This is a genomic window from Bordetella tumbae, assembly GCF_054780995.1.
In genome coordinates this window covers 826,504-852,356 of sequence record NZ_BAAGVG010000018.1, presented here as the reverse complement: position 1 = coordinate 852,356, position 25,853 = coordinate 826,504, and the positions used below count along the sequence as shown (strand labels likewise).

Annotated in this window: 24 protein-coding genes; 18 read left to right on the top strand and 6 right to left on the bottom strand. The window is 60.1% G+C overall.

Annotation, left to right across the window (positions count from 1 at the left end):
• The first annotated feature begins 80 nt into the window (after positions 1-80).
• From ACYVI2_RS18805 to ACYVI2_RS18755, 11 genes are all read left to right on the top strand, one after another.
• Positions 81-2,462 (top strand): xanthine dehydrogenase family protein molybdopterin-binding subunit, encoded by a 2,382-nt coding sequence (locus ACYVI2_RS18805; RefSeq protein WP_415816368.1) that lies wholly within the window; start codon positions 81-83, stop codon positions 2,460-2,462.
• A complete protein-coding gene (locus ACYVI2_RS18800; protein ID WP_415816366.1) occupies positions 2,459-3,310 on the top strand; it encodes an FAD binding domain-containing protein in 852 nt (283 codons plus the stop codon). The genes ACYVI2_RS18805 and ACYVI2_RS18800 overlap by 4 nt, the downstream gene beginning before the upstream one ends.
• Before the next feature lie 65 nt (positions 3,311-3,375).
• Positions 3,376-4,533, top strand: a complete 1,158-nt coding sequence (locus ACYVI2_RS18795) for a xanthine dehydrogenase family Fe-S subunit (RefSeq protein WP_415816364.1) — start codon at positions 3,376-3,378, stop codon at positions 4,531-4,533.
• Between the two features lie 125 nt (positions 4,534-4,658).
• A complete protein-coding gene (locus ACYVI2_RS18790) occupies positions 4,659-5,465 on the top strand; it encodes an alpha/beta fold hydrolase (protein ID WP_415816362.1) in 807 nt (268 codons plus the stop codon).
• A gap of 84 nt (positions 5,466-5,549) precedes the next feature.
• Complete coding sequence (locus ACYVI2_RS18785; RefSeq protein ID WP_415816360.1) at positions 5,550-6,083, top strand: MarR family winged helix-turn-helix transcriptional regulator; 534 nt, start codon at positions 5,550-5,552, stop codon at positions 6,081-6,083.
• A gap of 144 nt (positions 6,084-6,227) precedes the next feature.
• Entirely contained in the window at positions 6,228-8,018 is a 1,791-nt protein-coding gene (locus ACYVI2_RS18780; RefSeq protein WP_415816358.1) for an acyl-CoA dehydrogenase, read from the top strand.
• Positions 8,019-8,167: 149 nt separating this feature from the next.
• Positions 8,168-8,497 (top strand): LysR family transcriptional regulator, encoded by a 330-nt coding sequence (locus tag ACYVI2_RS18775; protein ID WP_415816356.1) that lies wholly within the window; start codon positions 8,168-8,170, stop codon positions 8,495-8,497.
• Positions 8,498-8,527: 30 nt separating this feature from the next.
• On the top strand, positions 8,528-8,827 hold the full coding sequence (locus ACYVI2_RS18770) for a hypothetical protein (RefSeq protein WP_415816354.1): 300 nt from the start codon (positions 8,528-8,530) through the stop codon (positions 8,825-8,827).
• 38 nt (positions 8,828-8,865) lie between these two features.
• Positions 8,866-8,976: a hypothetical protein gene (locus ACYVI2_RS18765; protein WP_415816352.1), complete on the top strand. Its 111-nt coding sequence runs from the start codon at positions 8,866-8,868 to the stop codon at positions 8,974-8,976.
• 457 nt (positions 8,977-9,433) lie between these two features.
• The gene (locus tag ACYVI2_RS18760; RefSeq protein ID WP_415816350.1) at positions 9,434-10,237 is read left to right on the top strand and encodes an alpha/beta fold hydrolase; all 804 of its coding nucleotides are present in this window, start codon (positions 9,434-9,436) and stop codon (positions 10,235-10,237) included.
• The gene (locus tag ACYVI2_RS18755; protein WP_415816348.1) at positions 10,234-11,277 is read left to right on the top strand and encodes a M29 family metallopeptidase; all 1,044 of its coding nucleotides are present in this window, start codon (positions 10,234-10,236) and stop codon (positions 11,275-11,277) included. Before ACYVI2_RS18760 ends, ACYVI2_RS18755 begins: the two co-directional genes overlap by 4 nt.
• A gap of 18 nt (positions 11,278-11,295) precedes the next feature.
• On the opposite strand, the gene ACYVI2_RS18750 is transcribed toward ACYVI2_RS18755, so the two are convergent.
• The gene (locus ACYVI2_RS18750) at positions 11,296-12,063 is read right to left on the bottom strand and encodes an IclR family transcriptional regulator (protein WP_415816346.1); all 768 of its coding nucleotides are present in this window, start codon (positions 12,061-12,063) and stop codon (positions 11,296-11,298) included.
• A gap of 131 nt (positions 12,064-12,194) precedes the next feature.
• Here ACYVI2_RS18750 and ACYVI2_RS18745 point away from each other — a divergent pair, with 131 nt between their 5' ends.
• From ACYVI2_RS18745 to ACYVI2_RS18715, 7 genes are read left to right on the top strand one after another with little or no spacing between them, the layout of a single operon-like run.
• On the top strand, positions 12,195-13,172 hold the full coding sequence (locus ACYVI2_RS18745; RefSeq protein WP_415816344.1) for a Bug family tripartite tricarboxylate transporter substrate binding protein: 978 nt from the start codon (positions 12,195-12,197) through the stop codon (positions 13,170-13,172).
• 15 nt (positions 13,173-13,187) lie between these two features.
• Positions 13,188-15,485 (top strand): xanthine dehydrogenase family protein molybdopterin-binding subunit, encoded by a 2,298-nt coding sequence (locus ACYVI2_RS18740; RefSeq protein WP_415816342.1) that lies wholly within the window; start codon positions 13,188-13,190, stop codon positions 15,483-15,485.
• A gap of 9 nt (positions 15,486-15,494) precedes the next feature.
• On the top strand, positions 15,495-16,292 hold the full coding sequence (locus tag ACYVI2_RS18735; RefSeq protein WP_415816340.1) for a CoxG family protein: 798 nt from the start codon (positions 15,495-15,497) through the stop codon (positions 16,290-16,292).
• Positions 16,293-17,156 carry an FAD binding domain-containing protein gene (locus ACYVI2_RS18730; RefSeq protein ID WP_415816338.1) on the top strand — a complete coding sequence of 288 codons (864 nt, stop codon included), beginning with the start codon at positions 16,293-16,295 and terminating at the stop codon, positions 17,154-17,156. It begins immediately after the preceding gene.
• Positions 17,153-17,653, top strand: coding sequence for a (2Fe-2S)-binding protein (locus ACYVI2_RS18725; RefSeq protein WP_415816336.1), 501 nt, complete (start codon positions 17,153-17,155; stop codon positions 17,651-17,653). Before ACYVI2_RS18730 ends, ACYVI2_RS18725 begins: the two co-directional genes overlap by 4 nt.
• Before the next feature lie 8 nt (positions 17,654-17,661).
• Positions 17,662-18,882, top strand: a complete 1,221-nt coding sequence (locus ACYVI2_RS18720; protein ID WP_415816334.1) for an FAD-dependent oxidoreductase — start codon at positions 17,662-17,664, stop codon at positions 18,880-18,882.
• A 4-nt stretch (positions 18,883-18,886) separates the two neighbouring features.
• Positions 18,887-19,588 carry an isochorismatase family protein gene (locus tag ACYVI2_RS18715; protein ID WP_415816332.1) on the top strand — a complete coding sequence of 234 codons (702 nt, stop codon included), beginning with the start codon at positions 18,887-18,889 and terminating at the stop codon, positions 19,586-19,588.
• A gap of 79 nt (positions 19,589-19,667) precedes the next feature.
• Here the strand turns inward: ACYVI2_RS18715 and ACYVI2_RS18710 are convergent, their stop codons facing one another.
• The 5 genes from ACYVI2_RS18710 to ACYVI2_RS18690 form a co-directional block, all read right to left on the bottom strand.
• Entirely contained in the window at positions 19,668-21,377 is a 1,710-nt protein-coding gene (locus ACYVI2_RS18710) for a long-chain-fatty-acid--CoA ligase (RefSeq protein WP_415816330.1), read from the bottom strand.
• 30 nt (positions 21,378-21,407) lie between these two features.
• On the bottom strand, positions 21,408-22,391 hold the full coding sequence (locus tag ACYVI2_RS18705; RefSeq protein ID WP_415816328.1) for a Bug family tripartite tricarboxylate transporter substrate binding protein: 984 nt from the start codon (positions 22,389-22,391) through the stop codon (positions 21,408-21,410).
• 72 nt (positions 22,392-22,463) lie between these two features.
• Positions 22,464-23,612: an acyl-CoA dehydrogenase family protein gene (locus ACYVI2_RS18700; RefSeq protein ID WP_415816326.1), complete on the bottom strand. Its 1,149-nt coding sequence runs from the start codon at positions 23,610-23,612 to the stop codon at positions 22,464-22,466.
• An 11-nt stretch (positions 23,613-23,623) separates the two neighbouring features.
• Positions 23,624-24,820 (bottom strand): acyl-CoA dehydrogenase family protein, encoded by a 1,197-nt coding sequence (locus ACYVI2_RS18695; RefSeq protein WP_415816324.1) that lies wholly within the window; start codon positions 24,818-24,820, stop codon positions 23,624-23,626.
• 115 nt (positions 24,821-24,935) lie between these two features.
• Positions 24,936-25,853: an SDR family NAD(P)-dependent oxidoreductase gene (locus ACYVI2_RS18690; protein WP_415816322.1), complete on the bottom strand. Its 918-nt coding sequence runs from the start codon at positions 25,851-25,853 to the stop codon at positions 24,936-24,938.

Here is a 25,853-nt window from a genome sequence, read left to right as displayed (position 1 = left end):
AGAGGTCCCGCAGGGTGGTTGCGCAGGTGACCCATTCAGTGCCGGCCGACACAAGGACATTGGTGAAGGAAAGGAAACACATGGACCAAGCAGACATTCCGGCGAGGCTGTTGAAGCGGGAGGGCATAGGTGCCCGGGTACCTCGCAAAGAAGACGCGCGCCATCTGGTGGGCAAAGGCAACTTCGTGGGGGACTTCGTGTTGCCCGACATGCAGGAGGTAGCATTTCTGCGCAGTCCTCTGGCGCACGCCTCCATCACCGGCGTTGAGATTCCGGAAGCGCTCGCCGGTAAGGTGTTCCTGCGCGAGATGATGGCGGACGCGACAGACATCGGCTCCCCCTCTTCAATACCCACGTATCAGTACTCGGCGTTGCCGCCGCTGGCCTCTGGCAGGGTCCGCCACGTCGGAGAGGCCATCGCGATGGCGGTGGCCCCCACCCGAGCCGTGGCGGAAGACCTACTCGAAGACGTTCAGGTCTCGTATGAAGAGCTGCCCGTCTATCACAATGTGGATTCGGCCCTCGCAGCCACCGGAGAATTTATGCACCCCGGGTGGAAAGACAATCGATTTCTCACGCTCCGAGCGAATCGCGACTTCGATGAGTTGGCCGCGAAGGCCGAGGTAAAGGTCAGCCGTACGGTGGAGTTGTCGCGCCAGTGCATCGTGCCGCTGGAAGGCAAGTCGGTGTTGGCCTACTGGGACTTCCAGACCGAGCAGCTTGTGGTGGTCAGCGCGACCCAGGTGCCGCATTTGCTGCGTATAGGGATTGCACAGCATCTTTCGATGAATGAAGAGGCTGTGCGGGTAGTGTCACCTGACGTCGGGGGTGCCTTTGGCTACAAGGGGCAGCTCTACCCGGAAGATCTTTGCATCGCCTGGCTGGCCAAGACGTATCGTACGCCGTTCCGCTACCTCGAAGATCGGCGCGAGCATCTGATCGTCGGTGCCAACACGCGGCAGCACCACTACCAGCTCACGGCCTATGCCGATCGGAAAGGAAAACTCCTGGCATTGGACGCGGTCATCACCATCGATGGCGGCGCCTATTCCTACTACCCTTTTTTCGTCGGCCTGGAGCCTGGCCAAGCGATCGGCAACTTGCCCGGTCCGTATACCTTTCGCGGCTATCGTTGCGAAACCTTATGTGTCGCAACCAACAAGCCGGGGTTTATGGCCTATCGCGGCGTGGCGCGCACCGGTGTCTGCTTCGCAATCGAACTGCTGATGGACGCGGTGGCGCGTGAAGTCGGTCGCGAGCCCTGGGAAGTCCGGATGGAGAATCTGGTCCCGGCCGCTGCCATGCCCTACGTCAACGTGGCCAACAAACACTTCGACAGCGGCGACTTTCCTGCGAGCCTGCGGCGCGCAGTGGAGATGATCGGACTGGAGGCCGTCCGCGAGCGGCAGGCGCGTGGAGAGCCCGACGGACGCCGAATCGGTTTCGGCACGGCTACATACACCGAGCAGTCTGCCCACGGCACCACGGTGTTCGCCAACTGGGGGCTGCCTGTGGTGCCCGGTTTTGATCAAGCGATGATCAGGATGACTGCGGATGGCGGGCTCGAAGTGCGCGTCGGCGTGCATTCGCATGGGCAGGGCATGGAGACCAGCTTTGCGCAGATTGCCAACGACGTGCTCGGCATTCCAGTCGCCAGAATCCGGGTCGTGCATGGTGATACGGCGCTGACACCGTTCTCCTCTGGAACCTATGCCTCTCGCGCAACGGTCATGTCCGGTGGGGCCATATCGACCGCGTGCAAGGAGCTGTTGCCCCGCATCCAGTCGATTGCGGCATACCTCATGGGCGTGGAGCCGAGCGCGGTTGCCTTGATCGAAGGGTGCGCCGTCGCTGGCGAGAAGTCTATTCCCCTTTCCGAGGTCGGGCGGGTGTGGTACCTCACGCCCCAAGACCTGCCGGCGAACGTTCATCTGGGTGGGCTGGAAGTGTCTCGTGCGTACAAGCCCAACGTCGACACCGGCACCTTTACCTATGCCACGCATGCCGTGGTGGTCGCCGTCGACACGGAGACGGGCGAGGTGGAGATCCTGGACTATGTGGTGGTCGAAGACTGCGGCACCATGGTCAACCCGATGATCGTGGAGGGACAGACCATCGGAGGCATCGCACAGGGCATCGGCACGGCCATGTACGAAGAGAGTCCTTACGACGAGCAAGGCCAGCCTTTGGCTTCCACCCTTGCTGACTACATCCTTCCCGGCGCTACGGAAGTGCCGCGCATCCGCATCGAACACTTCGAGACCCCTTCGCCTCACACGGACTTTGGTGCGAAGGGTGTGGGCGAGGGGGGGGCGATCGCGCCGCCTGCGGTGATCTTCAACGCCGTGAATGATGCGTTGATCGGCACGGGCGCCGCCGAAGTACTGATGACACCGCTGACGCCACGCCGCTTGCTCAAGGCCCTTGAAAAATCGACGCTGGGACAGGAGAGCGCCCAATGAAAGCTCCTCGTTTTGCATACACCCGGGTTCTCGAAGTGAGTGACGCCCTCGCGGTGCTGGCGACGGGAGGTGGCACCGCCAAAGCCATGGGCGGAAGCCAGTCCTTCGGGCCCATGCTCAACCTGAGGTTGGCACGCCCCGCGCAGGTGGTCGACGTTTCTGACATCCCAGGTCTGCGCACCGTCCGTCGTAAGGCTGGCTGGGTTGAGATCGGTGCCGCCGTCACGCACGCCGAGATAGAAGATGGCGTACACGAGCCGCTGGCGGCACACCCCATGCGCCAGGTCGCAGGCGGCATCGCCTACCGGGCGATCCGCACCCGCGGCACCGTCGGCGGCAGTCTGGCGCATGCCGATCCCGCCGCCGACTGGGTTGTCACGCTCTCGGCACTCGGTGCACGCATCGTGGCTCAGTCGCCGCGCGGTGAACGCACGATCGAGGCCGATGCGCTGATGCTCGGCGCGTACACGACCGTGTTGGAGTCCGATGAGTTGATCGTCTCTGTCTCCGTGCCGTCAGAGACGCCGACGTCGCATTGGGGCTATCACAAGGTCTGCCGCAAGCCGGGCGAATTTGCCGAAGCGAGTGCGGCGGTCTATTTCGATGCATCGCACGCGCGTGCACGGATCGTGCTGGGGGCTGCCGACGGCCCTCCTCTTCTGCTGGAAGGGCTCGCGGCCAACATCGCGGCCAAGGGCAGCGCCGCCGCGGGGCGTGAGCAACTGCGGGCCGCTGTCTGCACCGCTCTCCCCGAACGCGATGCCATCGATCTGAAGCTCTTCACGGCCTGCGTAGAGCGTGCCCTCGAGCAGTCCGGCATCTTTGCCGATCTGAAGCAAGCGGAGTAAGAGACTTGGACCCTATCTCCATCCACGTAAATGGCCGCAGTTTCCGACGGGAGGCCGAGCCCAGGATGCACCTCGGCGACTTCCTGCGCGATGAACTGCGGTTGACCGGTACCCATCTCGGTTGCGAGCACGGCGTCTGCGGCGCGTGCACGGTGCTTGTCGACGGCCAGCCCACGCGCTCGTGTATCACGTTCGCCGTGGCATGCGAAGGCAGGGAAGTCACCACCATCGAGGGCTACGACGACGATCCGGTCATGCGGCTGCTGCGGCCAGCGTTCACTCGCCATCACGCGCTGCAGTGCGGTTTCTGCACACCCGGAATGCTGACCACGGCCCGCGACATCGTGCTTCGTCTGCCCGACGCCGACGAAGCGCGGGTGCGCCTGGAACTGTCCGGGAACCTGTGCCGTTGCACCGGGTACCAGGGCATCGTGGATGCCATTCTGGACGTGCTGCAACAGCAGCGCGATGCGCCAAATGTGGAATTTGAACAACTGCGGCAAAGATTGAGTGCGCCGCGAATGGCCACGGTGAAACCGCTCGCGGCTGCTGTGTCGAACGACGTGCCCACGCACGCTCCGGGCAAGTCACCCTCTGTGAACGGGGCCACTTCTGCGGAATTGGCGGAAGTCGATCCGGTGGCGATGGCCAAAGCCAAAGCCAAGGGCAACGCGATCGAAGTCCATTTCGATGTGCCTTATGCCGTGGACCAGGTCTGGGCGTTCATGGGCGACCTGCCTGCAGTCGCGTCGTGTCTGCCCGGCGCAACCGTCGATTCGCACGAAGAGGAGAAGGTCCGGGGGAGCATCTCCATCAAGTTTGGTCCGATGTCGGCCGCTTTTGTTGGCGCCGCGCGCCTGCAGCGTGACGACGCCGCCAAGCGTGCCGTCCTTCGCGGCGCAGGCCAGGACAGTCTGAGCAAGTCGCGCACCCAAGGGGATATCACCTATCGCCTGGAAGCTCTGTCGGCCGACAACACCCGAGTTCACGTGGACATGGTCTATGCGTTGCAGGGTCCGCTTGCCCAGTTCTCCCGCTCTGGCCTCGTCAAGGACTTCGTGCGCCGTATGGTGGCGGACTTTGGCAAGCAGATTACCCGCAGGCTGGGTGGCGAAGCCGTTGTTTCCAACGAGCCGCAGCCTACGGTCTCGATCGCGGGAATGATGTTGAGCGTGCTCTGGAATCACATCCGTGGCTGGTTTGGAATGCCTCCACGAGGCTAGGGCGACACGTGCCGGGTGCAGGAGGAGGCACCCTCTTGGTACGAAGGTCCAGCGCTTCATTACATCTGTCCCAAGGCTTGCCTGATATCAAAAGGCCCAGGCGAGTGGACCACCTAGGAGTCCGAATGAGTTCCTTTCTTCATGGGTATCACGTGCGCGCCAACGGTGTGCGTCTGCACCTTCTGCGCTATGGAGGGCAGGGCCCTCGCTTGCTATTGTTGCCCGGGATCACGAGCCCTGCGGTCACTTGGGGTTTCGTCGCCGAGAGGCTTGTTCGGCAGTACGACGTCCATGTGCTTGACTTTCGTGGTCGTGGCTTGTCCTTCAGCTCACCAGGAATGGACGCAGACCTCGACACGATGGCGACTGACGTGCTTGATTTGATGGACGTTCTGGGGTGGTCATCCGTGTTGCTGCTAGGGCACTCTATGGGAGCTCGCGTTGCAATTCGCGCCGCGGCGCGCGACCCACGGCGCATAGATAAGCTGTTGCTTATCGATCCCCCCATGTCTGGTCCAGGTCGCCGGGCGTACCCAGTGCCGCTGTCATGGTACGTAGAGTCGATCCGGTTGGCTATCAAGGGAGTCACGGCAGAAGAGCTTCGCCCCTATGCTCCGGCCTGGAAAGAGGAGCACCTGCAACTGCGGGCCGAATGGCTTCACACGTGCAGCGAGGAGGCGATCGTCCAAGCACACGCGGGCTTTCACGAAGACGATATACACGCAGATCTGCCCAAGCTGCGGACACCTGGACTTCTCATGACGGCGGGGCAAGGCGGTGTCCTACTCCCGGAGGACTTGGCCGAAATCGAAGTACTCGCGCCTGACCTGCAGCAATGCACGGTCTCTGCTGCCGGCCACATGATCCCGTGGGATGACGAGGAGAATTTCTATCGCCTACTGGGAGAGTACCTGCAGGTCGATTTTCTGTAGCTGCACTTCGAATGCTGCTTGGTTTTCCAGCCACTATGGAGAGAATCGTTAAACTCGCCAAATGACACTATCGGCGATATCGAGATGATGAAAAAGCGTTCTCCCGTTCAGAACAAGCAGACAGTCGGCTCCAACGTTGCGACAAAACTCCCTGGCCCCGAGACTTTCAGCCCATTGCGCCATGTCATGTGGCGTCGCCCGGGCTTTTTGATTCGTCGGTTGACCCAGATTGGGCAGGCAATTTTTTTCGATCTGTGCAAGTCCGAGAGCATCACGCCCCTACAGGTCGGCATGCTGACGGCGCTTTCGATGAACCCTTGGCTTGATCAGAAAACCATTGGCCGAGAGCTTTCGTTGGACCGGACAACGACAGCGGAAGTACTCAAACGGCTGGTCGAGAAAGGGTTGGTCGAAACCAGAGTAAATCCTGACGATCGTCGGTCAAGACTTTCGGTCATCACAAAGGAGGGACTAAACCTGATAAATGACTTGCAAGAGAGCATCCATCGCTCTCAAGAACTGCTCGTCGAACCGCTATCGCCAGAAGATCGCGTCGTTTTTATGAGGCTTCTAGCGCAGTTGGTGGATGCACATGAAAAGATGGGCAAGCTGAGCTAACCCTGCTGAGTTGAACTGCTCTGACTGCCAGTAGGATGTTAGAGGCCATACCCGACGCCCGACTTTTTAGCCGGCCGGCTTGTGCTGATATGCGGGGCCGCGCTTCACACACTATTTTGGAGTTGCTCTAGAAGCAAAAATTGGATGAACTACGTCGCCCCCCTTAAGGACATGCTGTTCGACATCGAGCACCTCGCGCGCATTGACCGGATCGCGCTGATGCCGGGCTTCGAGGACGCCGGACTGGACACCGCGCAAGCCGTGCTGGAAGAGTGCGCCAAGCTCAACGAGGGCGTGATTGCTCCGCTGAACTTCGAAGGCGACAAAAACCCCTCGTCCTTCAAGGACGGCGTGGTCACCACCACGCCGGGCTTCAAGGACGCGTTCCGGCAATACGCCGAAGGCGGCTGGCAGGGGTTGCAGCACCCGGTGGACTTCGGCGGCCAGGGCCTGCCCAAGACCATCGGCGGAGCCTGCGGTGAAATTCTCAACAGCGCCAACATGAGTTTTGCGCTTTGCCCGCTGCTGACCGATGGTGCCATTGAAGCCTTGCTGACGGCGGGCAGCGACGATCTGAAGGCCACTTACCTCCATAAACTGGTGAGTGGCCAGTGGACCGGCACCATGAACCTCACCGAACCGCAGGCCGGCTCCGACCTCGCGGCGGTGCGCAGCCGGGCCGAACCGCAACCCGATGGCAGCTACAAGGTGTTCGGCACCAAGATCTTCATCACCTACGGTGAGCACGACATGGCCGAGAACATCGTGCACCTCGTTCTCGCTCGCGTGACAGGGGCGCCGGAAGGCGTGAAGGGCATCAGCCTGTTCGTGGTGCCGAAGTTCATGGTGAACAAGGACGGCTCGCTGGGCGCGCGCAACGACGTGCACTGCGTGAGCATCGAACACAAGATGGGCATCAAGGCCAGCCCGACGGCGGTGCTGCAGTACGGTGACCATGGCGGGGCCGTTGGCTATCTCGTGGGCCAGGAAAACCGTGGGTTGGAGTACATGTTCATCATGATGAACGCCGCGCGCTACGCGGTGGGCGTGCAGGGCATCGCGATCGCCGAACGTGCCTACCAGAAGGCCGTGGACTACGCGAAGGATCGCGTGCAGAGCCGCCCGGTCGATGGCTCGATGAGCACCGCGGCGCCGATCATCCACCACCCCGACGTCAAGCGCATGCTGATGACGATGCGCGCGTTCACCGAAGGTTGCCGCGCCATGGCCAGCGTGGCCGCTGCGGCCTACGACGCCGCGCACCACCACCCGGATGCCGACATGCGCAAGCAGAACGCGGCGTTCTACGAGTTCCTCGTGCCGCTGATCAAGGGCTACAGCACCGAGATGAGTCTGGAAGTGACCAGCCTGGGCGTGCAGGTGCATGGCGGCATGGGCTTCATCGAGGAGACCGGTGCGGCGCAACATTACCGCGATGCCAAGATCCTCACCATCTACGAAGGCACGACCGCGATTCAGGCCAACGACCTCGTGGGCCGCAAGACCGCGCGCGACAGCGGTACCGGCGCCAAGGCCATCGCTGCACAGATAGAAAAGACCGAGGCCGAACTGGTAAAGCGCAGCAGCGCGAACGCCAAGGCCGTTCACATGCGCCTGAAGGCCGCACGCGAAGCCTTTGTCGACGTGGTCGAATTCATCGCCGAGAATACCAAGTCCAACCCCAACGCCGCCTTCGCCGGCAGCGTGCCCTACCTCATGCTCGCGGGCAACCTGGTGGCGGGCTGGCAGATGGCGCGCACTTTGATCGTGGCGGAAGACCAGTTGGCCCAGGGCACGGACGCCGGCTTCATGCAAAGCAAGATCACCACCACACGCTTCTACGCCGACCACATCCTCAGCCGCGCCCCTGGCGTTCGCGACAGCATCGTGGACGGTGCCGAGAGCGTGAATGCGCTGCCAACCGAAATGTACTAGTGAAACCAGGCGGCAGGTGGTCTCTTGATGTCACAGTGAGTTTCTCGTTCGTAGGGGCCACGACGTGCTTTTCGATGAGTTACGGAGTTTCATCACGATGTCTATTTTGGCGGTTCTCAAAGGCCAACTCTGGTTTGCAGAAAGCTCGAATGATGAAGCTGTACCATCTTCAATACTTCATTGCGGTCGCTGAGGAGTTGAGTTTTCGACGCGCTGCCGAGCGTGTCCCCATCGACTCCACTCCGCTGCCGCGGACCATCGGCGATCTGGAGGATCAACTTGGTGTGCTGCTTTTCATGCGTATACCGCCCAAACTGCACCTTACCCCTGCCGGGGCGCGCTTGCTCAGGGAACGCGCCTGGAACCTGATGCGCCTGCTCGGCCTGGAAGACGCCGAAGGTCTGGGCCAACGTTATCCACACGAAGTCTCTGACGGCCAGCTTCAGCGCATGATGACGGCCATGGCTTCGTGTAGCTAGCCCACCCTAATCGTCTTCGACGAACCCCCTATGGCCCTGGACCCGCAAACACAAACACAGGTGCTTGCCGCCGTCCACCACGCCCTGACGGCCATGAGAACCGCCGCGCTCTACATCAGCCACGATCTGCCAACCATGGCTGGACTGGCCGACTACCTGCTCGTCCTGCGTCACGGCCAAGTCGTAGAGAGCGACCAAGCCGCGCCCCTGCTAGCCGATCCACAACATCCTTACACTCGCCAGTTGTTCCAGGCCCAGGCGCCAACGCGCACCAAGCTGCCCAGTCCTGCCGCGCAGCCCGCGCCCTGCAGGTTGAAGGCGTATCGCTGACCTGGCCCTCGGGTACCGGCAAGTCCACACTCGCCAAGGTGATCTGCGGCCTCGTCCAACCGAGCCAGGGGCGGTTTCGGATCGCCGGAGAAAGCGCCAGCGCTGATGTCCTACACCGCAACGCCGACCAACGCCGACGCCTGCAGTAGATCCACCAGAATCCCGATCTTGCCCTCAACCCCCAGCAGACGATGTTCGAAACCGTCGCGCGGCCGCTAGTGTTCTTTGTGAAACAGCGTGGTGCCGCGCTGCGTGAACGTGTAGGCTCGCTGTTGCATCAGGAGGGACTCGACCCCGCGACCTCTTCGCCCATCGCCTCCCCTCTCCCTGGCGGGCAGAAACAGCGCATCTGCATCGCCCGCACGAGTCGGCACCGACGCCGCATGTGCTTGGTTGCACCCGCTATTCCAGTACATCACATGATTCACCTACTCATTGGTGCGAATATCCGGATTGACCTGAAAATTCCTGCTGATAGAATATGATTCTGCCTGACGCACCACTATTCTTTTTTCGCTGTGACAAGGTGGCCGGTCGAAGGCAGACAGACAACGGTGGCAACTAGCCAAAAAGGAGGGTGACGTGAATACGGGAACAGGAGCGCATGTGCGTGCGAACGGTATTCGCCAGCACTATTTGCATTTCGCCGGCGCTGGCCGCAGCGTGCTCATTATCCCGGGCATCGTCAGTCCGGCCGCTCTCTGGCGTCACGTTGGGCAACGGCTTTGTGAAGAATATGACTGCCGTATCCTAGACGTAAGAGGACGTGGACTATCCGAAAGCGGCCCACATTTGGATTACGGCGTAACTGCCTGCGCCTACGATATAGTCGCGTTCGTTCAGACCACGGGTATGAAACAACCCATCGTGGTGGGTCATTCCATGGGTGGACGAATCGCGCTCCGCGCTGCCACGCTATCACCTGGGCTTTTCGGCGCACTCGTGCTGATTGACCCCCCCACTAGCGGCCCTGGTCGGAGAGCCTATCCAGTGCCGAAGTCCAGAACCCTGGCCTTGTTACGCGCGGCCCATCGTGGTGAAGCGCTCGAGTGGATGCAACAAAGTGGAGCCGCCCCATGGCCAGGCAAACTGCAGCAGCTGCGTGCGGAATGGCTGGCTACTTGTGACGAGCGCGCTGTGCACATTGCCTACGACGATTTTCATAATGAAGATCTTTTCGCTGATCTCGCGCAAACGAAAGAACCACTTTCGATGCTCTGTGCGGGCGAAGGTGGGGTCGTTTCCGACGCAGATGTCACGGAGATGCATCAGTTGCGCAGCGATATCTCGGTCGCGCGCCTATCCGGCGTAGGCCACCAGATGCAGGCCGAGAACTTTGAAGCATTCAAACAGGCGTTGGGCCATATTCTTGCCCAGCATCATCAGACTATCGAGAGGAACAGCAATTGAAACTGGACGCGGAAGTACTGGATCTGTTCACGAAAGAATTGAGGCTATGCGGCGTTAAATCGGGAGAAACGGTCGTAGTACTGACCGCCGACGATGAATGGCAAGAGAACGCAAATGCCTTTATGGCCGCGGCCCAAAGTCTGGAAGCAACGACCTTCAATCTGAATGTCCGCCGCGGTCAGCAAAACGCGGTGGGTGTGCAAGGGCGGCATCCTGTCGTGGGAAATGAACTCGCGATGCGGACGCTCAAGTCGGCGGACATGGTAATCGATATGGTTGGCCTCTTATTCTCGCGCGAGCAGGCGGAAATCCAGGCCGCCGGCGTACGTATTCTTCGCGTAATGGAACCCTTTCACATATTAAAGCAGATGTTCCCTACCGAAGATTTGCGGCGTCGCGTCGAATACGCCAAGGAAATGCTGGAGCAAGCAAGAGAGCTTCGGTTCACCTCTGATGCGGGCACAGACGTCACCTACCAGTTGGGCCAGTACCCTGTGATTTCAGAATATGGCTACACCTATGAGCCTGGCCGTTGGGATCACTTCCCGTCGGGATTTTCTTTCACACAGGGTAATGATGGCGGCGTCAACGGCACGGTCGTGTTGCAGCCAGGCGATATTCTTTGCGCGTTCAAGAAGTATGTTGAGTCGCCGGTGACATTGAAGATAAGAAATGGCAATGTCGTGGACATATCAGGCGCGGGCGTTGATGCACAACTGATCGATAGCTACATCAAGAGCTTCAGTGATGACCGGGCCTATGCGATTTCACACATAGGCTGGGGGCTCAACGAGAAAGCGTGTTGGTACCAGTTCTCGGTGACACGCCAATTGCCGGCCGAACATGTGATGAACGCGTTGTCGTTCTATGGCAATGTACTTTTTTCTCTGGGGCCAAACCTGGAAGTGGGAGGAGACAACGACACGGCTTGCCACCTGGACTTGCCTATGCGCCGATGCAACCTTTGGTTAGACGGAACACAGATTCTGAAAGACGGCGACGTCATTCACCCAGCAATGCGGGTCGCTCACCACGCTTGAACGACCGGTGGGATCGCCCTAGTCTGCCGACTCACCCAATGCGACGGAGCTGTCCGCCGGACGCCAACTATCGAATATAGTGGCATCACCACCCAGTCGGCGCGTCAGATCGGCCGAGGCTGCCAACAAGCGCACGGACATGGCCGAAATCAACTCCGCAGAGAATCGGGCAGCCGGCCCGGAGATGGCTAGGGCCCCGCGCAGATTTTTCTGAGGGCCGAATACGGGTGCCGCGATTGCAGCAATATCTGGCTCGCGCTCGCCGATAGTAATAATGTAGGGCTGCACGGGAGCCTGTGATCGAGGAGTGATCGCCGGGTCGAACGCCATCAGCACCCGGCCTGCCGCTCCTTTGTCGAGCGGCACAAGGTCGCCGGTTCGGATATGGTCCCGGATCGATCGCGGCGAGTCCACCCGGAAAAGACAGACGCGGTGGTTGCCCTCGCGAGTGAAAAAAGACGCCCCCTCTTCAGTCTCCTGAACAAGCCGACGCAAAATCGGTGGCACATGATCGTCCAGACGCAGCGCAGACTGGTAAAGCCCGCCCCAGTGCAACAGCATCGAACCTAGTTGATAGTTTCCGTCGTCCAAGCGCACGATGCAATGCTCCTGCACCAACGTTGCCAAGAGGCGCAGGATAGTGCTCTTGTACATCTTGGTTCGGCGAGCGATTTCATTCAGCGACAAGGAACTGTCGCCCGCACGAAAGGCGTTGAGTATAGCAATCGCCCGCTCTACTGCGGCAACGCCTCCCGCTTTTACATCATTATCCGGAGCTTCCGACATTTGTTCACTCAATCTAGTGCATATCCTAGTTGACATTGTATCGTACTGCTAGGCAGAATATGGTTCCTCTTAACAGAACACGAGGCTGCAACTCGTCAGCTGCGTCCTATAACTTCCCAGGGGTACCCAAGATGCATAACGTAAGCTGGAAGAAGCTTTTCGCAAGCCTGGCCTTTGGCGGCCTTTGTTTGATGGGCGCAGCCAACGCCGAGCAGTATCCGGACAAGCCCATCACACTCATCGCACCCTATCCGCCGGGTGGAGCCACTGATCTGTACGCCCGTTCGGTCGCGGCAGGTCTAGACGAGCTGGGCCAGTCGGTCGTGGTCGAGAATCGCGCAGGCGCGTCGGGGATCATTGGTGCGGACTACGCAGCCCGGATGGCGCCTGATGGCTACACGATGCTGATCGGCGCGTCTTCCATGTTTTCCGTGCTGCCGCTGCTCAGCGAACGAATGAGCGGCGTCTACCAGAAGATCGAGCCTATCTCCATTCTTGGATTCAATCCGTCGTACGTGGTTGTGCCCGCGACGCTGCCAGTCAACTCCATCCAGGAATTAATTGCCTACCTCAAGAAGAACCCCGGCAAATATGGCTACGGGTCCGCCGGAGCCGGCACCTCGCAGCACGTGTTCATGGAACTCTTCAAACAGCGCGCCGACGTCGATGTGTTCCCGGTGCAATACAAGGGTAGCGGCCCCATGGTGATCGACCTGATCGCTGATCGGGTCGTCATGGCGATCGAGCAGGGGCCTGCGGTGCTGGCCTACATCAAGTCCGGCAAGTTGAAGGCGCTTGCCGTCACGACGGCAAAGCGATCCGAAGCCTTGCCCAACGTTCCCACGTTGGCTGAAACCGTGCTTCCGGGCTTCGACGTTGTTACCTGGTTTGCCCTCTATGCGCCCAAGGGTGTGCCGCAGAACGTCATCGACAAGGTCGTGCCGCAAATCGCCAAGACGATGGCTTCGGAAGAGGTCAAGAAGCGCTTGGGCGCTGTGGGCGTCGAAGCCGCGTCCAGCACGCCCGAAGACGTTGTAAAGCGGCAAGCCGCCGAGACCGCATTGTGGACGGACGTGATCGCGCGTTCGAAGATCTCGCTCGAAAACTAAAACCCCGGCCTTCTCATGCATTCCAAGCCTCTGTTTTCGCTCAGCACCGAGCCCCGCTCAGACTATCTTGAAAAAGTCACGGGCGCGGCAGTCTACGCGAGCGACATCGCCATACCGAACATGCTGCACGGCAAGATCCTGCGCAGCACCGTGCCGCACGCTCGCATTGCGAAGCTGGACCTGAGCGCGGCACTTGCAATTCCGGGCGTTGTGGCCATCCTGACAGGCGACGACCTCAAAGACCTGCCGGGTGCCGAGATCCGGTGGGGACTATCGTTGCGCGATCGTCCGGTCATTGCGCTGGAAAAAGTACGTTACGTCGGCGACCCTGTTGCCGCGGTGGCCGCGATCGACGAGGCCACGGCAGAAGAAGCCGTCGATGCTATCGTTGTCACCTATGAGACGCTGGCGCATTCGACAACGGCGCAAGAGGCGCTTGCCGAAGGCGCCGCACTGGTCCACGAGGATATGGATGTCCTCAAGGACTATTATTTTCGAGGGCATTGCACGCCAGTCGAGGGAACCAACCAGTTCCAGCAATGGGCCTATGAAAGTGGCGACGTCGATCGCGTGTTCCAGGGCGACGTCCGGATCTTTGAGGATACTTTCACTTTTCCCATGGTTTTCCACTATGCGATGGAGCCGCACGTCTGCATCGCAGACTGGAAGCCCAACTCGCTGGAGATCTGGAGCGGAGGCCAGACCCCCACCGCTATCCAGCGTGTCTGTTCAGAAATCCTGGGCATACCGTTGGCCTGCGTCAGGGTGCATTCTCCTTATGTCGGGGGCGGGTTCGGCGGAAAGGCATCGGTAAAGATCGATCCCCTGGTGGCGGCACTGTCATGGAAGGCACGGGCGCCCGTTCGGGTCTGCCTGACGATCGCCGAGTCGATGCTGACCTGCCGCCGCCTTGACGCCGAGGTGGCGCTCAAGACGGCTGTAGATAAAAGCGGCAGAATCGTTGCGAAGTCGGTGCGCGCCGTGCTGAACGGGGGCGCGTACGCGGATACCGGGCCCGCCATCGCCGTCAAGGCCGCGATCCGGGCGATCGGGCCGTATCACATACCCAATCTTCGACTCGAGGCCGTAGGCGTTTACACGAACACGGTACCGGGCGCCGCATTCCGGTCTATCGGGGGCCCGCAGGCTGTATGGGCTACCGAGTCGCAGATGGACATCATTGCCGATGCCATGGGTTATGACCCGGTCGAATTCAGGATGCGCAACCTGGCTGAAAAAGGCCAGACCCTGAAGCACGATCTGCGGCCGATCGACGTCGATATGCGGCGGTCGCTGCGCGCGGCGCTCGACACGCTCAAGAATTTGCCCGAGTCCCGTCACGAAGGGCGGCGCGGGGTCGGTGTGGCTGTGGGAGCGACTGATCCCGGAATCATGCCGATCGGCGGCTCTATCGTTCGCCTGCGCGCTGACGGCTCCGTGAATGTTTCGGCGAATACGGTTGAAATCGGGCAAGGAAGCCGTGGCGTGCTTCGCATTATTGCCGCCCAGACCCTGAACCAGCCTTTGCGCATGATCTCTGTCGCGCAGCCGGACACTTTGCAGGCTCCATATGACTGGGGCACCGGAGCCAGCCGCTCGACAGTCATCATAGGCCTGGCCGTGCAAATGGCATGCGAAGACATCGTGCGCCAAGTGCGCGACACCGCTGCCCAAGTGCTGGGTGGAAACCCGGACGACTACAAACTGGTGGACGGCGCAATCGAAGGGCCGCAGGGCTCTATGGCATTGATGGAGCTTCTGCGGCGCTTCAACGGCATGGCCGCGGGCGAGTTCCTGGGTGTCGGCCGCGTCAATCCCAACACCAAGGACGGCAGTTTCAAACTGCAGCCGCTGTTCTGGGAGACGGGGGCCGGGGCGTTTGAAATAGCCCTTGATGAAGGAACCGGTGCCATCAAGGTCTTGAGGGCGGGCGGTGCCGCCGACCTAGGCCACGTGATTAATCCCAAGGCCGCCGAAGGCCAGGATGAAGGCGCCATGGTAATGGCGCTGGGCCACACACTATCAGAGGAATACATCTACGAAGACGGCCAGGTCGTGAACGGGACACTCTTTGACTACAAGGTGCCCACGATGGAAGAACTGCCCGATCAGGTTGGAACCACCCTGATAGAGAGCGGTGACGGACCCGGCCCATTCGGATCTCGTGGCGGCGGCGAAGGAGCAATCCTGCCTGCGGCGCCCGCCGTGGCCAACGCTCTGTTCCAAGGCTGGGGAATCCGGTTGAAGGAACTGCCATTGACTCCAGAGCGCGTCTGGCGCGCGTTAAGAGACAAACCCCTAAACGACAAATAAAGCGACGCCATGGATTTCAGAATCGACGCACTATTACCGGCCACTGCTGCACAACTGTGGGCCATCTTCTTCGATGTACAGCGGGTTGCTACCCTCATTCCGGGTTGCGAGGACGTTGCCGAGGTAGAAAAACTCAAAGAGTTCGCCGCGGTCATGCGGCAGAAGATCGGGCCTTTCAAGCTGGAAGTGCCGACCCGCATCATTATCGAGTCCTACGATATAGAGCGGCAGGTTTCCCTGAAGGCTGCCGGCAAGGATAAGGCTACGGGCACGACCATCGACGTAGGCATGGTTGTCAATCTCGAGGAACAGCGCGACGGCAAGAATGTGCTGTGCAAGCTCGACGTCAACGCCAGCATGCAGGTCGCAGGCCGTCTTGCATCCCTGGGCTACCCGATTGTGCGCAAGCGTTCAGAGCAACTTTTCGCCGAGTTCGAGCAACGCTTGCGGGCCGAACTGTCGAACCTGGATGGCGTCCGAGCCGTAGCGCCGGAACCGCAGCCCAGTGCACCGGGCAAGCCGGCACCAGACAGAAAGCCGCATGCCGCCGAATCTGCAGTGCAGATCGAGGCCCCGCCTTCCGGCACCGCGGCACGACAACAGGAGCCCAGGCATTTCTCGCCTGCGCCGGCTTCACCTGAAAAGGGCCGCACCGAACTGGTTTTTCTTTGGCCAAGGCTGGGTGTCAACGTAGCCGTCGCCGTCGGAGTCGCACACGGCGCGGTCGCATTTGGCCAATCGCCGTGGTGGTGGCTGGTCGCTCCTTTGCTGGGCGCGGCTGCGAGCCTGGGCAAGCGAGGTGGCTGAATGCGTGCCAAGAAATTCTTTCTGCACCGGCCTGGCAGTCTCGAAGAAGCCATTGCGCTGAAGAAGCAGTACGGCGACGCCGCCACGTTCCATGCTGGCGGGACAGAGCTGCTGGTCGCATTGAAAGCCCATGTCTTGCGTTACGAGCATGTAATAGATCTCAAGCAGATTGATGAGCTAAAAGGCGTGCGGCTAAGAAGCGACGGTACGATAGCAATCGGGTCGCTGACTACGCACGACAAGATCGCGAATGACCCGATCGTGCGCGAGTCGCTGCCAGGGTATGCCGAGCTGAGCGAGCATGTTGCCAATATCCGAGTCCGGATCGCGGGTACCCTGGGAGGTGTGCTTTGCTTTGCCGAGCCCCACGCCGACGCGCCGACCATGCTCTGTGCTCTGGACGCCTGGCTGGTCCTGGCTGGCCCGGAGGGGCAACGCGAAGTCATGTCCAGGGATTTTCATCTTGGCGAGTTCGCAACGGCCCGCAAAGAAGACGAGATACTGACGTCGATCGATATCGCGCCTCAGTCATCGGGCACCCGGTCGGCTTACCGGGCGTTCGGGCATACCGAGCGGCCCGCCGTGGGGGTGGCCGCCGTCTGGTCCATAGACAACCCGCAACGCCTGAGCCTGTGGGCCGGTGCGATATCCGCCAAGCCTACTCGGCTGGGGCGCGCGGAGCAAGTGGCGGCCGGCCTCTCCCCCGACCTGCACGCCGACGAGATATGGAATCACCTGCAGCTTGCCGTGGCCGAAGATGCCGAAGACATCGACGCCCATGACGACCTCCACGGCGGCGCCGACTACAAACGTCATCTTGTATCCGTTCTTGCCGAACGGGCTCTTAAAGCGTGCTTGCCATGAGCCAGACCGAATACGAATTTCCCATGATGCGCGTGGATTTCAACCTCAACGGCAAAGCCACTTCCGTGGACGTCGAACCGTGCGAGATGTTGATCGATGTGCTGCGTGATCGCTTGCAGCTGAAGGGAACCAAGCGATCGTGTGACGTCCAGGTCTGTGGCGCTTGCACGGTTCTTGTCGACGGGAACCCTACCTCTAGTTGCACCACGCTATGTGCCGATGCGCACGAACGCGACGTGAGGACCATCGAGGGGCTGGCGAATGGCAAAGAGCTGGATCCCGTCCAGCGCGCATTCATCGCGCACGGTGCATTGCAGTGCGGGTTCTGCACGCCGGGGATGATCCTGTCTGTCAAGGCGATGTTGGAGCGCCACAAGAAACCATCCGAAGAGACCGTACGCCATTATCTGCGCGGCAACATTTGCAGATGTACCGGCTACGTCAAGATTCTTGAGGCCGTCATGGACCTCATCCAAAACCCATCGCATTACCAATAGAGGAACCAATGTCTGATTCTAAAAACACTCGCCCTCGGCCGCACGTGATTATTGCGGGTGCCGGAATGGGAGGGCTCACCCTCGCAATCGCTTTGTTGAAAAAAGGGTTCGACGTCGACATCTATGAGCAGTCGTCCGAGTTGCGCGAGGTAGGCGCGGGATTGTGGATCTCCGCGAATGGCGCGCGGGTCATGGCGGCGCTTGGCCTGACCGAAACACTGCAGCGCATCAATCTTCCGCCGAAGGACCGGCTTATCCGGTACTGGAGGACCGGTGAGGGAAAATCAGTCTACCACCGGCAAGCCAGTACGTCCAAGGCAGACCATACGCTGATTCAAGTGTTGCGGGCAGAACTGCAGCGCGTACTGTATGAAGCGGTTATCAGCATCAAGCCAGATGCGGTTCATTTTGGGGCTCGCTCGCTCGGCGCTGAAACCGTCAATGGGCGCGCCCGGCTGCTGCTCGACGATGGCCGCCATGTAGATGGCGATGTGGTCGTCGGCTGCGATGGCGCGCACTCCCGGGTCCGTCAGTCGATGTTCGGTCCCGCGCCCGCCCGCTATACCGGTGCGCTGGCCTGGCGCGGGTTGGCGCCGATGAGAAACCTGAAACCGCAGCACCGCGAGGCCCTGGCCTCCACATGGGTAGGGCCCACAGCGCATGTCACCACGTACCCGGTCCAGCGCGATGGCGAAATGTTTGTCAGTTTCTCGGCCCAGGTCGATAGCGATACTTGGCACACCGAGTCATGGTCCGAGAAAGGCGATCTCGCCGATGCACTGAACGATTTCGCGGGCTGGCACCAGGACATCATCGATCTGTTCGTCGGATCGGAAAACCTGTTCCGCTGGGGTTTGTTCGTCCGTGATCCGCTTGAATCATGGTCGAAGGGGCATGTGACCCTGGTTGGGGATGCCTGCCATTCCATGACACCCTACCTGGGGATGGGGGTGAACCTGACCATGGAGGATGCTTTCGTTCTGTCACGTTGCCTGGAGCAAAATGCGGACAATATTCCCGAAGCGCTGCAAAGATACGATCGCGCCCGGATCGACCGCGCCAACCGCACCAAGGCCGAGTCGCTGAACATGTTCGGCATATTCCATAGCCCCGATCTGGCGGAAAGCGCCACCGCTTGGCCGTACATCCATAAGCACTGGTCAGAGCAGGCCGTCAGTGAGCGCTACGACTGGCTGCTTCAGTACGACGCTACCTCTGTGGAGATCTGACACCATGAATGAAGTTCAGGGACAACGTGTACGCCCCTGGGATGGGGTCATCCCAGACGAGGAGCTCAACATATACCGGAAGGCAGGCTGGGGAGCGCAGACCGGTATAGGCCAGCGCCCCGCACTGCTGGTTATCGATGTGCAATATCGTTCGATGGGTTACGAGCCTATGCCGATTGAGCAGGCCATCAAGACCATGCCTACCAGTTGCGGTGAGCACGGCTGGCGCGCCGTACCACATATCGCCCAACTGTTAGCCGAGTTCCGAAGAATAGGCGCACCCGTGCTGTATCCGCATGTCGCCCCGAAACGATCCCACGATCGTGGCCAGTTCGAAGCCAAGGTACCCGGCGTCATGAACGTGTCGGCGCCTGACTATGACTTCGTCAAAGAAGTCAGTCCACAGGAAGGCGACATCCAGATTCCAAAACACCAGGCAAGCGCCTTTCACGGTACTGCACTTGCAAGCTACCTAGTTGGCCTTGGCGTGGACACGGTGGTAGTCACGGGCTGCACAACCAGCGGTTGTGTCAGGGCCACCGTGGTTGATGCTTGCGCACTGAACTATAAGGTGGTGGTACCCCAGGACGCCGTTTATGATCGGTCGCAGATATCTCACGCGGTGAACTTGTTCGACATGGCAAGCAAGTACGCCGATGTAATGCCTACAGTGGATTTGGTAAGCCTTTTGCAGGCTGGCGGTTAACTTCGCGCCAAGGAGATCGGGTTGCCTATTTTGGCAACCCTTTTCCATTTCGGAGCCCTGATCCGAAGAATGCAGGCCGTTAATCGGATGGTTCTACAGACACTGCGCGATTGGATATGGCAGGGCCGTCAATCTGCACAGCCGCGGCTCGATCCTTGGCTCGCTCGGCCTCCTGAAGTTGCCTCCATGCAATCTTCCCAGTGGCCAATTTTGGGAGCTCGTCCACGAAATCCACCAGCCGGGGGTATTTGTAGGCTGCCATCCTCGCCTTACACCAAAGGATTATGTCCGCAGCCGATACACGCTCCTTTGCTGCTTCATCCAGCACTATCACCGCCTTCACCGTCTCGCCCCGATACGCATCGCTGGCAGCTATCACGCACGCTTCGCGCACATCCGGATGCTCGTAAAGCAATGCCTCGATTTCCGTCGGCCATACCTTGTAGCCGGACGCATTGACCATGCGCTTGAGCCGGTCGACGATGAAAAAATAGCCATCCTCGTCCACATAGCCTAGATCGCCACTGCGAAAGAAGCGTTCCCCGTCCAGCTCAATGAATGCTTCGCGCGTCGCCCGTTCGTTTTGCCAGTAGCCATTGAACATCTTATCGCTGGAAATGACGATCTCGCCCACCTCCCCTTGCGGAAGCTCACGTAGGCTCTCGGGATCCACAATGCGCGCATCCGTGTCGAAGAGAGGTACACCCAAGCATTGATGCTTAAAGTGCGCCGCCGGGTTGCCCATAAAGGGCATGCCCTCGGAGAGGCCGTAGCCTTCCAGAAAATCGACTCCCATCAGCGCCTTGATGCGTTCCCCCACCGCTTGGGGCATGCCGGCCCCGCCGCCGCCAAGACGTCTAAGCGAGCGCAGATCATAGTTGGCGATCTGCGGACTTGCCAGGAAGTCAATAAGCATGGTCGGCATCGTATTCCAATGCGTCACCCTGTGCCTAGCAATCAGTTCGGCGGCAGCGTCCCGATTCCAGCGCTGCAGAAGGACCAGCGTCCCGCCAACGTAAATAGGAACGTTCATCATGTTCTGCATGCCCGTGATATGAAAGAAAGGTAGCGCCGCCAAGACTACCGTTTCCGACTGCATGCCCATCCAATGCGCCACTGTGTTGGTGCTCGCCATCATCGATTGATGCGTATGCATGCAACCTTTGGGACTGCCGGTGGTCCCCGAGCTGTAGAGGATCACCGCCAATTGTGCAGGGTCATGCGCGACAGGATAGCTTGGCACGCGCCTGGCCGTCATGGCAGACTCGAAGTCATACACTGCTGGCGCCGCAGCGGGCGGCAGTCGAGCTGGGGTGTCGCCCGTCGACGCCTGTCTGTTGGCGACAATCACCGCCACAAGATCTGCGGCGCCGTCCATGGCCAACAGTTCGTCCAGGTTCTCCTTGCTACAGAAGGCGACACGCGCCTCGCTGTCGGCTCGATAGTGCCCGATCTCCCCACGCTTGTTCATCGGATTCACGGGTACCAGCGCGGCGCCGACGCGCAGGATCGCGTAGTAGGCGATGATGAACTCGCGGCAGTTCTGCATGTACACCATGACCCGCTCCGCGCCTTGGACGCCCAGGTCTTGTTCCAGGAAGCCTGCCACCCAGTCAACCTGACAGAGCAGCTCACGGTACGTCAAGGAGCCAAACGCGTCTATTAAGACCGTTTTTTCGGGGAAGCGGGTCGCCGATACGACCAAGTTGAAGTAAAGGTTCGTGGCTGGCGTCGTCAACTGATACGGAAGATGCTGAGGCCAAGCACGGATATTTTTCGGTTTCGTCATGGAACCTTCTCCACATTCATTGGAAGGCGGTCAATCGAGGGCGATATTGAAATCGGCGATCGCCTTAGCCCAGGTTTGCCGGTCGTGGGCCACGCGCTTGCCGAAGGCTTCTTCATCGGCTCCGGTCGGCTCCTGTCCGGTCGCCAAAATACGCTGCGCAATATCCTGACGCTGCACGGCTCTGGTGATAGCTCGCGATAGCTGCGCCACGATAGCTTTAGGGGTGCCAACAGGGGCGAAGACGCCACACCATCCGCTGGCATTCATTTCGGGGAAGCCAGCTTCGATAAAGGTGGGCACGTTTGGAAGCAGAACTGACCGCGTGGGGTTCGCCACAGCAAGTATGCGAATCTTGTCGGCATCGGCATACTGCTTGTATGTGCCGACGGCGCCCCAACCGCTTGTGACGCGGCCTGCGAGAACGTCCTGCAACGCAGGCATCTCCCCGCTATAGGGAACGTGCAGCAGTTTGATTCCGGCATGCTGGGAGAACTGCTCTGCCCAGATGTGCGCCGAAGTCCCTTTTCCGTAAGAACCGTAGCTCAGCGTCTCAGGCTCCGTCTTCGCAAGTGCGACGAACGAGTTCAAATCGGTCACCGGCACGTTGCTGCCCACCCCGAACACGACCGGCGTATTAGACACTTCTGCAACAGGAGCGAGATCGCTCAACCGGTAGGATGGCTTCTTGTGCAGCAGATCGGCCTGCAGGACGCCCGTGTGCGTGACAAGCAGCGTATACCCATCGGGTTCCGCTTGCGACACGGTTGTAGCAGCGATCATTCCGCCTGCACCGGTCCTGTTCTCCACAACGACTGGCTGCTTGAACTCCTTGGTGAGTTCGTCACCGAGGATTCGCGTGATCGTGTCAATGCTGCCTCCCGGGTTGGTTGGCACGATAAGCTTGATAGGCCTAGTGGGAAAGTCGGATTGTGCGACAGCCAAGGTACCCGCTGATGTCAGCGCAGCAGCAATAATGAGACTCCTGCAACACGAGGAAAAAATGCGACGCTTCATGATGACTCCTTTGCTGTATCGAACAAGGAAACCAGTCGGTTACCGTGGGGAAGGAAATGAGCCCATACCAGTTCAAGTCACGGCGCTATCGTCAAAAAAAGGCTGCGCAGAGAACCGGGCCAGGTGATGGTCCGTGTCCCCCAACATCAGTTCGATTACCGTAAGCCTCTTGACGTAGTGGGCGACGGGCAGTTCGTCCGAAAGCCCCATCCCGCCATGCAACTGCACAGCTTGCTGAGCGATGAACTTCAGGGCCTGCCCGACACGCGCCTTCGCGGCTGATGCCATCCGCCTACGATTCTGCGCATCGGTGGCAGCCGACAGCTTCGCTGCTGCCAGCGTGGCGATGGCGCGCGCCTGGGCCAGATGGATAGCCATGTCTACCATGCGGTGCTGCAATACCTGAAAGCTGCCAATTGGCACACCGAACTGCTGACGCGTTTTCAAGTACGCGAGCGTCGCAGCGTTCAGGGAACCCATGGCCCCGAGGGCTTCACCGCACAACAGCACGATGCCGTAGTCAGTCCCGGCCTCCAGAAGCTCCCATCCAGCGCCTTCGGGGCATAGCAAGAGCGACGCCGGCAAGCGGACATTCGATAGTTCGACGTCGGCCGCGCGCATGCCGTCGATGGTTCGGTATTCGCGCATGGAGACACCAGGCGTGTCGGTCGGCAGTAGAAAAAGGGAGATGCCGCTCGTTTCACGCTGCGCGCCCGAAGTGCGGACAGACACAATTAGGTGGTCGGCTTGCGCGCCATGTGTCACGACCGTTTTCATGCCGTCGAGCACGTAGTCGCCCTCGCTCGCCCTAGCAGTTGTCGCGATGTCGAACAGGTCGTGCCTAGATTGCCGTTCTCCTAGTGCGCAAGCCAGCTTGAGCCGGCCTGCCGCGACCTCTTCCAGCCGCGCGTCATGTCCGCCCGACAGTTTGAGGATCTCCGCGCCCATCGCCGTTGAGAAGCAAGGCTCGACCACCAGACCGCGCCCTAGCTCCTCCATCACGATCAACATGTCCACGGCGCTGCCGTCGAATCCGCCCACGGACGACGGCAAGGCCAATGCCATAGCGCCGAGTTCGGCCAGCGCGCGCCACGCTTTTTCGGATGTGCCGAGCTCGCCATGGATGGTAGTGCGGCGCTGCTCGAAGCCGTAGTCCTTTTCAATCCAGCGGCGTAGCGCGTCGGCGAATTGTTGTTGTTCCTGCGTATAGTCGAAGTTCATGATGACTCTCCTTACAGGCCCAGTACGAGCTTGGCGACGACGTTCTTCTGGATTTCGTTAGAGCCGCCGTAGATCGCGATCTTTCGATGGTTTAGGTACAGCGACGCGAGGGGCGCCGCGTCATCGTTCTGCGTGATGCAGTGTGCTCGTTCCCCGGCGAGGAACGCAGGATCAAAGGGTGCACCATAGGGCCCCACCGCCTCGAGCATCAGCTCGGTGATAGCCAGTTGGATCTCACTACCCTTGATCTTCAACATGGAAGCCTCCGGAGCCGGCGACGTCCGGTGACTCTCCTGAGAGATGGTCTTCTGTACGAGCATTTCAAGCGCCATCAACTCGATCTCCAAGGAGGCCACCTTGGTGGCGAACACCGGATCCCTCATCAACGACTCACCATTCTTGCGCTGCTTGTGTGCCAACCGTTTGAGCAACCGCAACTCTCGCTTGGAGCGCCCAACGGCGGCGATGTTGGTGCGTTCATGTCCCAGGAGGTACTTGGCATAGGTCCACCCCCGGTTCTCCTCGCCGATCAAATTGTCCACCGGCACCCGGACGTTATCGAAGAACACTTCGTTAACCTCGTGCTCCTCATCGAGCATAATGATGGGTCGCACCGTGATGCCGGGGCTGTTCATGTCGATCAACAAGAAGGAAATTCCTTCCTGCTTGCGCGCCTTCGAATCGGTACGCACAAGGCAGAAGATCATGTTGGCGTACTGCGCCCACGTCGTCCAAGTCTTCTGGCCATTCACGACGTAGTGATCGCCGATGCGTTCGGCGCGGGTCTTAACCGCAGCCAGGTCGGAGCCAGCATCCGGCTCCGAATAGCCCTGACACCACCAGTCGTCGCAGTTCAGAATACGCGGCAGGTAATGGCGCTTCTGCGCTTCACTGCCGAAGGCCATGATGACTGGCGCCACCATGTTGACGCCAAAAGGCATGATGATCGGAGCACCGGCCACAGCGCACGCCTCGTCCCAGATGTGGCGCTGCACTGCTGTCCAACCGGTTCCACCGTAATCAACTGGCCAACTGCTCCCCACCCATCCTTGAGCGGCCACGATTCTGTGCCAACGCACGAAATCCTCACGACTCAGCCGCCTGTGATTGAGCACCTTGTCTCGTAGATCCTCTGGCAAATTCTGCTGCAGCCATGCCACCACGGTATCGCGGAATGCCAGGTCCTGCGGGCTATATGTCAGGTCCACGTTATCTCCAATTATGACTATTTCGACTCAAAGAGGGGACAAGGCACACCGCCATTCGCGACACAGTGGCATCGCTATGTCGCAGGTACCCCAACCGGTAGCATTACGCCGATGCTTAGATGGGCGGCCAGTTGAAGACGTCCACCGTCTCCTCTAGTGGCGTGAGCGCGCTGCGCACCGCTGGCAGCGCATGCTCGGCGATGCTTTGCACCGTCCAGCCTTCGGACTGGTGTACGGACTTGACCGGGCGCGGCTGGCTCATGAGCATGATTTCGTTGCCACGTACGGCGAACACCTGGCCATTGACATCCGCGGCCAAGTCACTGGCCAGAAAGACCGCTAGGGGCGCAACTTTGGCCGGGGTCATCAATTGCTGCTTGCGCTCGGCTGCCAACCTCTGGGCGTCGGTCGTGATGGGCACTGACGCGACCATGCGTCCCCAGGCGAACGGTGCGATGCAGTTGGAGCGCACTCCCGAACGCTGCAGATCAATGGCGATTGTGCGCGATAGACCAACGATGCCCATCTTGGCAGCCGCATAGTTGGCCTGCGCGCGGTTGCCAACTAGCCCCGAAGTCGACGTCATGTGGACGAAGGACCCTCCGCCCTGCTCCTTGAAGAACCCAGCTGCTGCTCTGCTGGTATAGAAGGAGCCGTACAAATGCACCTTCATGACGGCGTCCCATTCTTCTTCGCTCATCTTATGGAAGAAGCGGTCTCGCAGAATACCGGCATTGTTGACGACGCAGTCGATTCGACCGAAGCTGTCGACCGCCTGTTGGATCAGGCGTTGCGCGCCTTCGCGCGTGGCAATGGAGTCCGTATTGGCGACAGCATCGCCGCCCGCAGCGCAGATTTCCGCCACCACCGCCGCTGCCGGCCCTGCATCACTTCCCTCGCCACTGAGTGACACACCGATGTCGTTAACCACCACGCGCGCGCCAGCTTGCGCCAACTGAAGTGCGATGTCGCGGCCGATACCGCCTCCGGCTCCTGTGACCACAGCTACCTTGCCTAACATGGATTCGTTCAT